Annotated in this window: 5 protein-coding genes; 3 read left to right on the top strand and 2 right to left on the bottom strand. The window is 62.8% G+C overall.

The features are described 5' to 3' along the window. Positions 1-30: 30 nt before the first annotated feature. Positions 31-1,902 (bottom strand): HAD-IIIC family phosphatase, encoded by a 1,872-nt coding sequence (locus tag AB4Y35_RS10950; protein WP_368704394.1) that lies wholly within the window; start codon positions 1,900-1,902, stop codon positions 31-33. Positions 1,903-2,210: 308 nt separating this feature from the next. Beyond that, entirely contained in the window at positions 2,211-3,119 is a 909-nt protein-coding gene (locus AB4Y35_RS10945) for a glycosyltransferase (protein WP_246089371.1), read from the bottom strand. A gap of 696 nt (positions 3,120-3,815) precedes the next feature. Here AB4Y35_RS10945 and AB4Y35_RS10940 point away from each other — a divergent pair. The 3 genes from AB4Y35_RS10940 to AB4Y35_RS10930 all read left to right on the top strand — a co-directional run bounded on the left by AB4Y35_RS10940 (position 3,816) and on the right by AB4Y35_RS10930 (position 16,109). Next, on the top strand, positions 3,816-4,496 hold the full coding sequence (locus tag AB4Y35_RS10940; RefSeq protein ID WP_368704393.1) for a 4'-phosphopantetheinyl transferase superfamily protein: 681 nt from the start codon (positions 3,816-3,818) through the stop codon (positions 4,494-4,496). 186 nt (positions 4,497-4,682) lie between these two features. Further along, a complete protein-coding gene (locus AB4Y35_RS10935; RefSeq protein WP_368704392.1) occupies positions 4,683-5,834 on the top strand; it encodes an acyltransferase family protein in 1,152 nt (383 codons plus the stop codon). A gap of 345 nt (positions 5,835-6,179) precedes the next feature. After that, entirely contained in the window at positions 6,180-16,109 is a 9,930-nt protein-coding gene (locus AB4Y35_RS10930; protein WP_368704391.1) for an amino acid adenylation domain-containing protein, read from the top strand.

Genomic DNA, 16,109 nt, shown 5'->3' with positions numbered 1-16,109 from the left:
GGGAAGGTCGAGGTTTTTTACACGTCTCTTTTAAATCCGCACAGGAGGAAACTCCGCCGCGCCCAGATTCTCGATCTCGATATAGGACGGCAGCTCGTTCGCGGTGCGCGAGTACAAACCCACGGCCGTTTGGGAGAACCCGAGCCGTTTGAAATAGTCGTGGCAGGTCGCATTCCTTCCGGTATCGACCAACTCAGCGCGGACTTCAGATCCGGATTTCAGCGCCAACCGCGTAGCAATCGCCCCGACGACCAACTCTGCGCCGAGCCCAAACACGCGGCACGACAGAACGACCTGGACAATCTTTTCGCCATTGATCAGGCAAACAGAGATGATGCCGTTGTCGATCAATTTGTCGCGCAGCGAAGAGACCACGCAGTACCCGCCATGGCTGATGAACGCCTCGAACTCCGACCGCTCCCATCTTTTCCCGGTCGTATTGAATTGATTCGTCTTGTTGATAAGCTCGAACGCGCGATCGAAGTGTCTGGATTGTGGAGTCTTGATCAAGAAGAATGACTGGCGAAGCTGTAACGAAGCTAGCCACTCTTCCCGCGAAACACCGTTGTTCGCGTCGGCACTGGCTTCGCGCTGCGAGATCGCGCGCACGAGTTCGGTGCGGCGCGCTGACTCTTCGGTGACGATCGGGACCTGCGTTTCGGCCGATCGCAAAATGATTCGCCGCCAGTCGTAATGATTGCCGCCGAGGCAACGTATGGCAGGAATCGCCGCCTTCACCTCCGACAACTCACGGTCGTTGTCGTCGATAAAAACACAGTTGCCTGGAAGCAGGTTCACCTCCTTGAGGATTTCAAGGATGTTCTGCGACTTGGGTTTCCAGTTGATGCGCACGCACGCGAAGTCGTCCATGGTGATGGCGCCGCGCCAGATGGCGTTGAACCGTTCAATGGTTGGCGCTTCTTCGTTCTTACTGCAGATCGCCAGCAATCCGCCGCGCTTCTTGAAGAACAGCAAGGCTTCAGCGAGGCCGATAGGCCAGCCTTCGATGCGTTGCTCCTGACTCACGCTCTCGCCCTCCGCTGCCACGCCGCGCCACATGGTGTCGTCGAGGTCGACAATAATCAGCTTCACAGGGTCTCGCTGCTCGATGACCTTGACTATCGCTTCGATCCGGGAAAGGAACGCGAGGGTAAATTCGCGGGACGCGACCTCATATGTCAGGATATTGCCAATCGCTTTGGGCGCAATCAGCCGATTCGCGTCCAGCTTGAAGTCCCAATCGTTGATGAACGAAGCGTGGGAGCTGCTCAACAGGACATCGTCTTGCAGGTGCCGGCGGCCGACAAAATTCAGTATCTCGTTGGCGTCGAGAAAGTAGCAATTGTTTGTCTTGCGCACAGCGTCCGACAGAAGCCGGTTGATCTCACGCACCAGATATCCGGGCGATGTCACAGCGAATGGATCGATGAGATCGCCGTCGTAATTGAAGCTCGGCTCGAAAAACGACATGAAGACGAGCGGAGCTGTCGTGATCTGCGCGGCGACCTGCGCCACTTTCTCAGCGAGATATTCCCCTGTTCTCTCCAGCAACAAGCGCGCTTCCTCGTCCGAACGCAGGCGAGAAAAGACCATGTCCACCACAGGTTCGGACATTTGCGTCACTTCGCCCAGAATGTGGCGGAGCGTGAGATTCACGACGACGACGTCATCGGTCGGCGCGGCGTCCGGGATCGGCGCATGGCGTCTCGAGCCCATCAGTATGTGCCGGATGTTGTGCCCGGAGTTTGCGCTTCGCTTGACGAGCATCTCCACAGAACACGTGCCGAGCAGCAATATATTGAGCTTGCGAGAATGGATCGCGAGCGACGTCGGCGGTAGCGGTAAATTGACCTGTTTATCGGCGACCGACGAGTAAAACAAATCGCGGACAAATTGACGCATTTAGGACCTCGAAGTCGAAACGTTCTCCACCCGCAGGCGGCATCGGCCTTGAGATTAGAGCAGAGCGCAGATGCACCATCTGTGCGCCGACATACACAACCCCGACCGGATGATCCCTACGACGGCACGCACGACGTTTATAAACGTCCTCAGCAAAACGGGACCGATCGGGGAGATAAAAAAGGGGGAGGAACCAGCCCTTGACGAGCACTTCGAACTTCAAGGCGGCAATCTGGAGGGGAGGAAACAGGATATGCAAGCTTGCCGGGCCGCCGGCTATGACTTTTATTTTTCGAGGCCGATGAAACTCAAGTCGAATAATCCTCAGCCTGGATTATTCGTCTTAACTGCTTGATTAAATTCACACCGCCCCACCCGATAAGCAGCCTCGCAAAGTGCGACGCCCAATCCTTGCTGGGAATCTCTATCTCTCTTAACAAAACTCGCTCAACAATGGCAAGTCTCAAGGCAATACTCATTTTCTTGTAAATCAGAACATTAAATATAAACGATGAGACATGCCCCTTTGACATCTGTTTATTATATTTTTCGAAAAATACAAGACTCGGCTCACAACTGACGGCCTTCGATATTCTGGCGGGGCTTTCACTCAAGGAATACTCCACCAGTGCATCGTGCAGATAAACGAATACGCAACCGGCCATTTCAGCTCGAATGGCAAAATCCCAATCCTGATGACGGCGCAACGACCCGTCGAAGCTGATCAGCGGGTACTGATGACGCCACATCATGATCGACGATGTCTGAATATAGCCCCCCTCCAGCAGGATGAAGTCGAGCATCGACTGCCCATCGTAGGGCGAACGGTTGCCCAGGATGCGCCGCCCGGTGTCCGTTAGCACGACGTTGCTGAAGAGCACCTTCGCTTCGTTCCCCTCGGGCTTCGGGCCGAACGCGGCGATGCAGCGCTCGAGTTTGTTCGGAAGCCATCGGTCGTCAGCGTCGAGGAAGGCGATCAGATCACCGGTGGCCTCCTCAATGCCCCGGTTTCGACACCATGCCGCACCATGGTTCTCGCTTGCGCGAATCAGGCGCAAGACAATGTTGTCTCCGCAACGACTCGGCAATTCGAACTGCAGCCCCGATGCATCATCGACGACAATAATTTCCCGCGGAACAACGGTTTGACTGGAAATCGAGTCTATTGCCACCCAAAGCAAATCAAGGCTGTTGTAGTGTGGAATGATCACACTCACGTTGTAGACATTGTCAAAATCACACCGCATCCCACACCTCGAATCTGAATTTCGACAACTTCCTCGTGCAAAGAGTGAAACTATCGGTCTCGATCTGGTAGCACGTCAATCACACATATTCTTACCGTTTCTTACCTGAACAGAGATACCCGTTAGGAATCCGGAAATATTTCTTACACAAAAATTAAACATACTTTCTAATTCCATACAAACCAGATTGGCAAACCTCCCCCAAACGGGTTTCGGACCAATCATTTCAAAGACCATGGAGTTGACTCAGTTCAATAACGAACGCAATCGACAGGCGTTCTGGAAGCCACAGCAATAGACGATTCGTCCGGCGCCGCATCAAGTCACAAAGGACCAGGCAGCCCAGCTGCTTTCGGAGAGCCTCACAGGTTTTGTGTCGACGCCTTGTTTCGGCAATTGCCGCGTCGGCTCGTCGAACCCCGTACACATGCGCGCACGCAGTGCAGCGTAATTTCACACGCTTTGATGGATCGTAGGCCGTGTCGCAAGTCTCGTTCCGTGGGTTGCCCAACAAATCCGCTAGAGTTGTATCTGTACATTCTCTTGTGCGTAGGCCACTCGTTGCGCACTCAACCGGGTGGCGCGCAGCCCCGTGCCGCACCGACACTTCCCACCGCAAGCCGAACCAGGCCCTCAATGTCCTTGTCGCCACTCACACCGCCAACCATGCAAGAAGTCCATGTCTGGCAATGGGACCTCGACGCCTGCGTAAGTGAATTTGATCGGTACTGGAAGACGCTATCCGCGCAGGAACACGAGCGGGCCGGCAACTTTCGCTTCGAGCTGCATCGCTGCCGCTACGTGACTGGACGGGGAAAACTCAGACAGATTCTTGGCCAATATGCTGGGCTCCCTGCGCGGGCGGTCGCACTCGAGTATGGGCCGGAAGGCAAACCGTTTTGCACGAGCCAACCTGCCGGATGGAGGATCTGCTTCAACCTGAGCCACAGCGAGAATACGGCGGCGCTCGCCGTTTCGAACGGTTTCGAGGTGGGGATCGACGTAGAACATATTCGCGCAATCGAGGAGAGCATGCCGGTTCAAGTCTTCTCCGCTCGCGAGCGCGAACAATTCGACGCGCTCCCGGCATCAGAACGGCAAACGGTTTTCTTTGAAACGTGGGCACGCAAGGAGGCCTGCCTGAAGGCGCTCGGCACCGGCTTCATTCTGCCGCCGGAGCACTTCGAGTTCGATCTTGCCGCTCACGGCGACACGACACCGCGCTTCGTCGGCGGCGAGGCGCAGGAAGCGGCGCATTGGCGCGTTCGCGCCTTGACATCCGGCCGGACGTGCGCGGGAGCGGTGGCCGCGAGGCGCGCCGAATGGTCAATCGTCGAGATGAATTGACCTGCAAGGGGTCGGCCACGACAGTCTCAGCGTCGCCCCACGGGACATGCATACCCATTGCGCATAAATTATGTATGTCGGCGCACAGAGGTTTCGGCGCCGCCTCGCTTAAATCCATGGAAGCACATAACAACGCGCGGGCACGCCGCAAGCGTTTGGCGAAGCCACGCGAAGGCGAGACATGCCATGAACCAGGCCGTAGCTGGGGGAGATGCTGACAGAGCGCGCATGATCGATGCGATGCGTGGCGTCGCCGCGATGGCTGTCGCGTATTTTCATTGCCGGTTGCTTACGTGGATTGGCATTCGGGCGTTCATCGCGGGGCATCACCGGGCGATTTCGCTCGACACGGTGCTGGCCTACCTGTCGATCCCGTTCGTCTGGGGCCCGATCGGCGTACCGATCTTTTTTGTTATCAGTGGCTACTGCATTCATCACAGTCAGGCGGTGCGGCTCGCACGCAATCCGCAGTACCGGCTCGACGCGCGAGAGTTCCTGTTACGGCGTTTCATCCGCATCTATCCCGTGCTGTTTTGCGCGTTACTGCTTACGTTCGCGCTCGACAGCATCAGTCTCCATTATTTGCCGCATAACGAGCAATTAGGCGATCTGAGTTTGCGGACCTTCTTCGCGAATCTGCTTGGGATACAGGGCGTCGCCTCGCCAGTCTACGGTTCGGATACCGTGCTCTGGACCCTGTCGCTTGAGGTTCAGTTCTATATGCTCTATCCGCTGCTGCTGGCCGCGCAGCGGCGGCTTGGGCCGGATCATCTGCTCGCGTGGCTCATGGCGCTGAGTGTGGTTTCCTATGTGCTGCTCGAGCGGCGCGGGACGCTCATCTTCGCGACGTATTGGTCTTCGTGGTACCTCGGCGCGTGGATCGCGGAACGTGAGGTGCGAGGACTGCGTTTTCCCCGACGGTACCTGCTGGTCGCATCGCCAATCCTGCTGGTGTTCGGCTGTGTCGCGTCGATGCGAGATGCGCGATACCTCTGGTGCCTGCCCTGGGCGCTCGCGTTCACGCCGTTATTCGTCGTGATGCTGCATGCGCACGCGAACCACGGCCTCGCGATGCGCGCGCTCGAGAAAATCGGGGATTTCAGCTATTCGCTCTACATCGTGCACATACCGATCTTCATGCTTCTGGCCTCATGTCTGTTTCATGGGACAAGGCAGGTCAGCATTCTCTGGTCGATTGGACTCTTTCCGGTCGGGCTTGCGACGGCATACATCTTCCATCTGCTGGTCGAGCGCCCTGCGATGGGAGTACTGCGCAGAAGGTCGATGCAACGGCGCGTCGTCGCCAGCGAGCTGGTGCAACTCGACGGACACAGATAGCGCTCAAGCCTCCTTTTGACGGTTGCCGCCCTCGCCCCTCAGCACAGCAACGGGCGGGAAAGCCAGCATCGCGTTGCGCCAATCCCCTCTCCCGTGGGCCCCAGCGTGTGCGTGCGATGTGTTGTTGCAGTACACCATGTGTGCGACGGCGAACGGATAGGCATCCCGCGGAAGATTAACTTCCTCCTACAGCAAATTTTAAAGTTGGGACACGAGCCGGGTGCGCAAAGCCGCCTGGCGCTTGTGCTTCCTGTGACCGGCTGCCGTTTTGCGCAAGTGCCGCGAGCCCATCGCCCTCGCCTTGCTCAGCACGGGACCTTCGTCAAAATTGTGGGGGAGTAGCAAATGTCACACAGAGATGGACTTTCAGGCGTTTTGCCGGGCGGGACCAATCATGTGCCTGGCGTGGCAGCGCGCTTCGATGCCATATGTGCCGAGTTCGGCAATCATCTTGCTGTGATTGACGCCACGGGCGAGGAAAATTACGCCGCCCTCGGCGAACGTTCGGCGCGGCTCGCCACCGTCCTGCACGAAATGGGACTGGAGCCCGGCGAGCGCTGCGCGATCATGGTTTCGCGCAGCCGCGACACGCTCGCCTTGATGCTGGCGATCCTGCGGCTGGGCGCCGTCTACGTGCCGCTGGACCGCGCCTATCCGAAGGCGCAGCTCGATTTCATCGTTTCCGACTGCTCGCCCAAGCTCATCATCGCTGAAGCGGCCGCGCTCGCCAGCGTTGGCGAACTGAACGGCGTCTCCGTCGATCTCGAGCATGTCGTGGCGGCGGCCGAGGCGGCCGAGCCCGCGCCGCTCCACGCTAGCACTCGTGACGACGCTGCTTACGTGATGTACACCTCAGGCTCGACCGGCAAGCCCAAGGGCGTGATCGTGCCGCAGCGCGCGATCCTGCGCCTCGTGCAGGGCCAGACGTTCACCGAGCTTTCGCCCCACACGCGCTTCCTCAACCTCGCGCCGCTCGCCTTCGATGCAAGCACGCTGGAGATCTGGGGACCGCTACTGAACGGCGGCTGTGCCGCCATCATCAACGAGGTCCAGCCCTCTCTCGACACGATCGCGTCCGAGATAGCGCGACTTGGCGTTACCAGCGCCTGGTTCACGGCTGGCCTCTTCAATGCGCTCGCCGACTATCGGCTGGAAGCCTTTCTTCCGCTCAAGGAGGCGCTGACGGGCGGGGACGTGCTGTCTCCCGTCCATGTTCGAAAGGTCATGGAGGCTCATCCGGGTCTGCAGATCATCAATGGCTACGGCCCGACCGAGAACACGACCTTCACTTGCTGCTATCGCATTCCGCGAGAAGGCGAGGCGCTCGCGCATGGCGATGCCATTCCCATTGGCTACGCCATCGCGGGCACGAGTGCCTACATCGTGGACGACAAGCTCGTGCCCGTTGCCGATGGAGAAGTCGGCGAACTGGTCACGGGCGGCGACGGCGTCGCGCTCGGCTATCTGAACCGCCCCGAACTGACGGCCGAGAAGTTCGTCGACGACGTTTTCGCTCCCGGCGCCAAGCTCTATCGCACGGGCGACCTCGTACGCCGCCGCGCGGACGGAGCAATTGAATTCCTCGGCCGCAACGACCGGCAGATCAAGATTGCAGGCAAACGCATCGAACTCGACGAAATCGAACATGCGTTGCGCGTGGCGCCCGGCGTGGCCGACGCGGCCGTGGCGGCGTTCGATGGCCGCATGGGCAAGGCCATCGCTGGCTTCGTGAAAGCCGATGCTGCGGACGCTGACGTTCTCCTGAAAGAAATCCGCGCTTATCTCAAGTCCGCCCTGCCCGACTACATGATGCCGTCGGAGCTGCGTGTGCTGCCGGACTTTCCGCTGACGCCCAATGGCAAGATCAACCGCAAAGCGCTGCTTGCGGAAATCGATACGCAATCCGAAACATCCGCAGCGGCCTCGCCCGTCGACGATGATGTTGCCGACAAGCTCGCGTCCGTATTTGAAGGGCTTCTAGGCAAATCCGTCGACCGCCGCGCGAACTTCTTCGACCTCGGCTTGCGCTCGCTCGATCTGATGCGCGCGCACGCCATCATCGCGCGCGACGTCGCAGCCAAGGTCGCGCTGGTGGATCTGTTCCGTCACCCCAATGTCGAGGCGCTGGCTGCGCAGCTGCGCACGACGCTCCCAGCAGCAAGCAAAGAGGCAATCCGTCAACGCCGAGGCGCGCAAAGCGGAGCCATCGCAGTTGTCGGCATGTCCGGGCGGTTTCCGGGCGCGCGCAATGTCTCCGAATTTTGGGCGAACATCCTCGCGGGGCGCGACTGCATCACGCATTTCGACCTGGCGGAACTGGAGGACAGTTTCGACGACAAGTCGCGCCGCGACGCGAGTTATGTCAAGGCGCGGCCGATACTGGCGGATGTCGATCACTTCGACGCCGGCTTTTTTGGCATGCTCGCGCGCGAGTCCGCGCTGACCGACCCGCAGCAGCGCCTCTTCCTCCAGATCGCCTGGGAAGCGTTCGAAGATGCCGGATACGACCCGGCGACGATCACCGGCGCCGTCGGGGTGTTCGCCGGCACGTCGATGAACACGTACTTCCTCAAGCACATCCTGTCCGATCGCGCGGTCATCGACGAATTTACGAGCCAGTTCCAGATCGGCGAGTATCAAAAGCTCGTTGGGGCCGGCGATTTCGTCGCCACCCGCACCGCCTACAAGCTCGGGCTCACGGGGCCGGCCATCTCCGTGCAGACGGCATGCTCCACCTCGCTCACCGCGATCAGCCTCGCCGTCGAGAACCTTCGTGCCGGACGCTGCGACATGGCGCTGGCCGGCGGCGTCTCGATCACCTTCCCGCAAAAGCGCGGCTACTTCTACGAAGAGGGCGGCATGGGCGCGCCCGACGGCGTCTGCCGTCCGTTCGACGCCGATGCGAAAGGCACGGTGTTCGGCAGCGGCGCGGGCGTCGTCCTGCTCAAGCGTCTCGAAGACGCCATCGCAGACGAAGACCCGATCTATGCCGTGATCCGCGGCGTGGGCATCAACAACGACGGTTCCGACAAGGTCGGCTTCACCGCACCGAGCGTCGATGCCCAGGCCCGCGCCATTGCCATCGCGCACGCCGAGGCTGGCATCGACCCGGCCTCGATTGGCTATGTCGAGGCCCATGGCACGGCTACGCCGCTTGGCGATCCGATCGAATTCGCGGGCCTCGTGCAGGCGTTCCGCCTGGGCGGCGCCGAGGGCGGCCAGTTCTGCGCGCTCGGCTCGGCGAAGGCCAACGTGGGGCACCTCGACGCGGCCGCGGGCGTAACGGGTTTCATCGCCGCGTCGCTCGCGCTGCGCAACCGCACGTTGCCGCCGCTCACGCATTTCCGCTCGCCCAACCCCGGCATCGACCTGACCGACAGTCCGTTCTTCTTCAATACGGCAGTGCGTCCCTGGGCTGATGGCGCCACGCCGCGCCGCGCCGGTGTGAGTTCCCTTGGCGTCGGCGGGACGAACGTCCATGTGGTGCTGGAGGAGGCGCCTTGCCGCAACGCCTCGGGCGAGCAAAGCGAACAACCTCAGATCCTGCCGCTGTCGGCCCGCAGCACGGCGGCGCTCGAACGGGCGAAGGCGAATCTCGCCACCCATCTCGCGAGCCATCCGGAGATCGCACTAGCCGACGTGGCCGCGACGCTGCAAACGGGCCGCCGCGATTTCGCGCACCGCGCCGTCGTGGTCGCCGAGAGCGTGGAGCAGGCCCAGGCCAAGCTCCAGAAAGGCGCGATCGAAGCACAGGCCCCGCAGGCCACGCCTGCAGTCGTCTTCATGTTCCCCGGCCAGGGCGCGCAGTATCCGGGCATGGGCGCCGCGCTCTATCGCACCGAGCCGGTCTATCGCGAGTGGATCGACAAGGGTGCCGAGGCGCTCGCCCCCCATCTCGGCCTGGACATCCGCACGCTGCTGTTGAGCGAAGCCCCGGAAGGCGACGATACCCCGCACCCGATCCGCTCGACGATCTACGCACAGCCTGCGCTCTTCCTCGTCGAATATGCGCTGGCGCAGTTGTGGATCTCGCGCGGCGTCAAGCCGGCAGCCATGATCGGCCACAGCGTCGGCGAGCTGGTTGCGGCCTGCGTGGCGGAGGCGATCGCTTTCGAGGATGCGCTGCGCCTCATCGCGCAACGCGGCGCGCTCATGCAGTCCGCCGAACCGGGCGCGATGCTGGTCGTGCGCCTGTCGGAGGCCGAACTCAGCCCCATGTTGCCCGCGGATGTCGATCTCGCCGCGATCAATGCGCCGACGCTCAGCGTCGTGGCAGGCCCCTTCGCCGCCATCGAGGCATTCGAGGCCACGCTCAAGGCACGCGACATCGAGCATCGACGTCTGCACACTTCGCACGCGTTCCACTCGCACATGATGTCGGGCGTCGTCGACGATCTGGCCAAGGTCGCGAACAGCCTGTCTTTCGCGCGGCCGAAGATTCCGTACGTGTCCTCCGTGACCGGGCAGTGGGCGGCGATGGATCAGCCGGTCTCGGGACAGTACTGGGCCAGCCATTGCCGCAATGTCGTGCGCTTTAGCGACGCGCTGGCCACGGTCACGGCAGAGGGCAAGCCGCTGCTGCTCGAAATCGGCCCGGGCCGCACGCTCTCGACCTTTGTCCTGCAGGGCTTGCCCAAGGACCGGCATCAGGGCGCGATTGCCTCGCTGCCCGACTTCGCAACGCGCGAGCGCGAGCTTGCCGTCCTCGCCGAGGCGACCGGGCGCCTGTGGCTGAACGGCGTCACGCCGAGCTGGAAAACGCTGCGGGATGAAACCGGCCGCCGCGTTTCGCTACCGACCTACCCCTTCGAGCCGGAACGGCACTGGATTGACGCCCCGGCAACCGCCTCTTCACGCCAGCCGACGACCGTTGCCCCAGCGATTGCCGCACAAGCCTCGTCCGAAGCCCTAATCGATACTCCCCAGACCGCCATGGCCCAAACCGTCCAAATCGACCGCAAACCGCGTCTCATTGCCGAACTGGCGTCGCTGCTCGCTGAAATGTCCGGCGAAGCACCGGATACGTCCAATCCGGACGTGACCTTCTGGGATCTCGGTTACGACTCGCTGTTCATGGGGCAAGTATCGCGGCAGCTGCGCCGCCGCTACGACGTCACGATCAGCTTCCGGCAGATCATGAGCGACTATCCGACGCTGCCTGCCCTCGCGCAGTTCCTCGATGGCGCCATGCCGCCCGATCCGGAAGTGCCGGCTGAGGCTGCGCCGGTTGCTGCGCCGGCCGCTGTTCAAGCCGCGGCCACGCCCGTCGCCATTGCGGCAGCACCGGTGGGTGCGCCTGTGGCTGTGCAAATGGCCGTTGCGCCAGCCACGGGCGACCTCCAGTCGGTGATCCGCGACCAGCTCGCCGCGATGCAGTCGGTGATGGCGCGTCAGCTCGAGGTGCTGCAAGGTGCGCCGCTGGCCGTGCAGCAGCCCGCCGCGATTCAGATCGCCGCCCCGGCCATCGCAGCCGCCCCGGTCGTTGCCGCCGCAGCGCCCGCACCTGCCGCCGCGCCCGCGCACGCCGCCGGCCCCGAGATCAAGTTCGAGGAGAACCGCCCGTCGCGCTTCACCGCGTACAAGCCCGGCGCCTCGCACTCGGCCCAGATGACCGACGCGCAGCAGGCGTTCATCACCGATCTGGCGGCGCGCTACTCGGCCAAAACTGCCACTTCCAAGTCTCGTACGCAGTCCTATCGCGCCGTGCTTGCCGATCCGCGTACCGCCAGCGGCTTCCGCGAGGAATGGAAGGAACTCGTCTATCCGATCGTCGCCCAGCGCTCGAAGGGCTCGAAGATCTGGGACGTGGACGGCAACGAATACATCGACGTGGTCAACGGCTACGGCCAGACCGCGTTCGGCCACACGCCCGATTTCGTGGTTACCGCGGTCAACGCGCAATTGGCCGAAGGCTTCGCTATCGGACCGCAGTCGCCGCTCGCCGGCGAAGTCGCCCAGATGTTCTCGGAGATGACGGGCCATCAGCGCGTCACGTTCTGCAATACCGGCTCGGAAGCCGTGATGGCGGCGATGCGTCTCGCGCGCACGGTGACCGGCAAGGACAAGGTGGTCTGCTTCGACGGCGACTATCACGGCCAGTTCGACGAAGTGCTCGTGAAGCCGGGCAGCGAAGCGGGCGTGCCGCGCGCATTCCCGCTCGCCCCCGGAATTCCGCAGACCTCGGTGGGCAACATGGTCGTGCTGCCTTACGCGCGCCCCGAAAGCCTCGAGTGGATCAAGGCAAATATCGACGATATCGCAGCCGTCCTGATCGAGCCGGTGCAGTCGCGCCATCCCAATCTGCGTCCGAAGGAGTTCGTGCAGCAGTTGCGCGACGTGACGGCCGCCAATGAGTCGGCCCTCATCTTCGACGAGGTCGTGACGGGCTTTCGCGTCCATCCGGCCGGCATGCAAGGCCTGTGGGGCATCCAGGGCGACATGGCGACCTACGGCAAGGTGGTCGGCGGCGGCCTGCCCATCGGCGTGCTCGCCGGCACCACGCAGTACATGGACGCGCTCGACGGTGGTCAGTGGCAGTTCGGCGATGCTTCGGTACCCGAAGTTCCGCCGACGTTCTTCGCAGGCACGTTCGTGCGCCATCCCGTCGTGCTGGCCGCGATGAAAGCTGTCCTCCTGCACCTCAAGGAAGCGGGCCCGGCGCTGCAGGAAGGGCTCGGCGAACGCATGGCCGGCCTCGTGCAGCGCGTCAACGCGCATCTGGAGAAGGTCGGCATCGCCACGCGGGCCGAATCCTTCTCGAGCTGGTTCTATGTGAATCTCGCGGGCGAGGATCGCCTCGGCAGCCTCTTCTATCCGTATATGCGCTACCTCGGCGTGCATATCATGGAAGGCTTCCCCTGCTTCCTGACGACGAGCCATTCGGACGAGGACATCCGCAAGATCGGCGACGCCTTCATCGCGAGTATCGATGCGCTCCAGCGCGTCGGCATTCTCGGCGGCGTGCAGGATGCGGCGGCGCTGACGCAGGCCGAACCGGCGCTCACGCAATCGGCGCTCACCGAGCCGCAGAAGGAAATCTGGATGTCGGCCCAACAAGGCCACGAAGCCTCGCTCGCGTTCAATGAGTCGTTCACGCTCGAACTCAATGGCAAGCTGAACGAGGCCGCGTTCGAACGCGCCTTCGCCGCGACGGTTGCCCGCCACGATGCGCTGCGCGTGCACTTCTCGCGCGTGGGCGACATGATGTTCGCGGAACCGACGACGACCGTGCCGCTGGTCCCGATCGATCTTTCCACTCACGCCGATCCGGCGGGCGAGCTCAAGGCCATCATCGACGCGGAAGCCCGCGAGGTCTTCGACCTGACCCAAGGCCCGCTCGCGCGCGCCGCACTGGTTCGCCTCGAAGCGCAGAAGTGGGCGTTCGTGTTCACGGCGCATCACATCGTCTGCGACGGCTGGTCGATCAACATCATCCTGCGCGATCTGGCTGCGCTCTACGCCGCAGAAGTCTGGGGCACGCAGCCGGAACTCGACGAGGTGCAGAGCTTCCTTGCCTTCGCCAAGGCGCAGGACGAGATCGGCGTCGAGAAGGAAACGCGCGAGTTCTGGATGAACGTCCATCGCGTCCCGGCGCCGCAACCCGATTTGCCCGGCGACCGCCCGCGTCCGGAACGCAAGAGCTTCAACGGCGCTTCGACGACCCGCCATCTGGGAGCCGATCTTCTCAAGCAAGTGAAGACCGCTTCCTCGAAGCAGGGCTGCTCGCTGTTCGCCACGCTGTTCGGCGCGGCCCAGGTGCTGTTCGGCCGTCTGTCCGGCAATGACGATGTGGTGATCGCCGCGCCGATGGCTGGCCAGTCGCAAGCGGGCGAAGCGCTGTTGGTTGGTCACTGCGTCAACTTCCTGCCGCTGCGCGTGAAGTTCGACCGCGAGAAGCCTTTCGCCACGCACATGAAGGCAGTGCGCGATCACCTCTACGACGCAGGCGACCGCCAGAACTACACCTACGGCGCACTCGTGCGCGATCTCGGCATCAAGCGCGATCTCAACCGGCTGCCGCTGACCGATCTGCAGTTCAACCTGGAAAAGGTCGACGGCGAACTCGACATGGCAGGCGTCACCACGCACTTCGCGCCGAACGCGAAGGCCTACAGCAACTTCGATCTGTTCCTGAACGTGATCGAATCGGCACAGGGTCTGCGTCTCGATTGCGACTTCAACACCGACGTCTATGACGAAACGACGATCCAGCGCTGGCTCGGCTACTACGAAACCTTGCTGACGGCAATCGCACGCGATGCCGAAACGTCTGTCGCAGCGCTGCCGCTCTTGAGCGATGCGGAAATCCACCATCTGCGTGACGAGCTGAACGCTTCCCAGCGCGACTACGATCTCTCGCAGACGACCCCGGCGCTGATCGCCGCGCAGGCCTGGCAGGCCCCGGATACGACGGCCGTATCTGACGACTCGACGAGCCTGACCTATGGCGAACTCGATGCGCGCGCCAGCCAGATCGCCCGCCGGCTCATGGCGGCGGGTATCGCGTCGGGCTCACGCGTCGCCCTCGCGATGGAGCGCAGCGCCATGATTGTGGCCGCCATGATCGGCGTGTGGCGCGCGGGCTGCGCCTACGTGCCGCTCGACATGACGATGCCGCCTGCACGCCTGCGCCAGATTCTCGATGGCGCTGGCATCGCCGCTATCCTCAGTGACGAGGAAAGCCTCACGGTGCTGGAACCGGGCGCGCATCGCGTGCTGGACGTGGAGGCGCTCCTCGCGCAGGACGACGACGAGACTGTGGCGCTGCCCGCCGTAACGGACGCGGATTCGGCCTACGTGATCTTCACGTCGGGCTCGACGGGCCAGCCCAAGGGTGTGGAGATCGGCCATCGCGCGCTGAGCAACTTCCTGCTCTCGATGGCGCACGCGCCGGGCTTTACGGTCAGGGACAGCATCGTCGCGGTGACGACGTTCTCCTTCGATATCTCGGGTCTCGAGCTGTTCCTGCCGCTCATCGCCGGCGGCCGGACTTTCATCGCCGGCCACGCGGAAGTGCGCACCGGCTTCGAGCTGGTGACCCGCCTGACGGAAGAAGCCGCCACCGTGCTCCAGGCGACGCCTTCGTTGTGGCGCATGCTGCTCGAGGCCGGCTTCAAGGCGCCGAAGGGCTTCAAGATCCTGTGCGGCGGTGAGCCGTTGCCGCGTGACCTCGCCGACGACCTGCTCGCAACTGGCGCGGAGGTGTGGAATCTCTACGGCCCGACCGAGACGACGATCTGGTCCTCCGCCTCGCGTGTCGTTGCGAACGCACCGGTGGTGATCGGCGCGCCGCTCGCCAATACCGACCTGCACGTGCTGACCGACGACCTGCATCTGGCGCCCGAAGGCGTGAGCGGCGAACTGTGGATTGGCGGTGAAGGCCTGGCGAAGGGCTATTTCAACCGCCCCGACCTGACCGATGCCGCCTTCAAGTCGGTTGCCGTCGAAGGCGCCGCGCCGCGCCGGCTCTACCGTACCGGCGATCTCGCGAAACGGCTCGCCGACGGCTCGCTCCAGCACCTGGGCCGTCGCGACCAGCAGATCAAGCTGCGCGGCTTCCGCATCGAGATCGAGGATATCGAGGCCACCCTGCGCAAGGCTCCCGGTGTTGCCGCAGCCGCCGTCGCCCTGCATACCGTGGCCGACAGCGCGCGTCTCGTGGGCTACCTGGTCGGCGCTGGCTCCGACAAGCCGGATCAGAGCGCAGTCGCGGCGCATGTCGCCGGTCAACTGCCGTCCTACATGGTGCCGACGCTGTGGATGACGCTCGACGCGCTGCCTCAGACCAGCAACGGCAAGCTCGACCGCAAGGGCCTGCCCGTGCCGACGGCGGACATGGTGGCCGCGCCGGTGCGCCAGCCGCATGCCGCGCTCAAGGTCGTGCCGCAAGCGCCGGTGCCGGTCGAACCAGCGGCGCGCGAGCCCGAGGCGAGCGAACCCGCGCAAATCGTGGTCGCCGCAGCCGAACCCGCGGTCATGACGCCGACGCAGGCCACCATCGCCGCGATCTGGGGCGAGGTGCTCGGCCTGCAGCAGGTGGGTATCGATCAGAAGTTCTTCAGCCTCGGTGCAGACAGCCTCCAGCTCTTCCGCATCGTTGCACGAATGAATGAGCGCGGGTTGGGCGTGGATGCGCGTCAGCTCATGAAGAACGTCACGATCGAGCAGCTGGCCGCGAGCCTTGACGGCACGCAGACGGACGAGCCGGTCGAGGCGCCCGCCGTGGCGCGGCCGTCGATCCTCAACTTCAAGCGCAGGATTGCCGAGGGAGCCTGA

The sequence above is a fragment of the Paraburkholderia sp. EG286A genome (assembly GCF_040965375.1).
Lineage (GTDB): Bacteria > Pseudomonadota > Gammaproteobacteria > Burkholderiales > Burkholderiaceae > Paraburkholderia.
Note: the sequence above shows the minus strand (reverse complement) of the source record. Positions and strands in the feature narration are given on the sequence as shown.

Coding starts and splice junctions, on each gene's coding strand:
- AB4Y35_RS10950 (WP_368704394.1), bottom strand. CDS start 1,902: ATGCGTCAATTTGTCCGCGATTTGTTTTACTCGTCGGTCGCCGATAAA.
- AB4Y35_RS10940 (WP_368704393.1), top strand. CDS start 3,816: ATGCAAGAAGTCCATGTCTGGCAATGGGACCTCGACGCCTGCGTAAGT.
- AB4Y35_RS10935 (WP_368704392.1), top strand. CDS start 4,683: ATGAACCAGGCCGTAGCTGGGGGAGATGCTGACAGAGCGCGCATGATC.
- AB4Y35_RS10930 (WP_368704391.1), top strand. CDS start 6,180: ATGTCACACAGAGATGGACTTTCAGGCGTTTTGCCGGGCGGGACCAAT.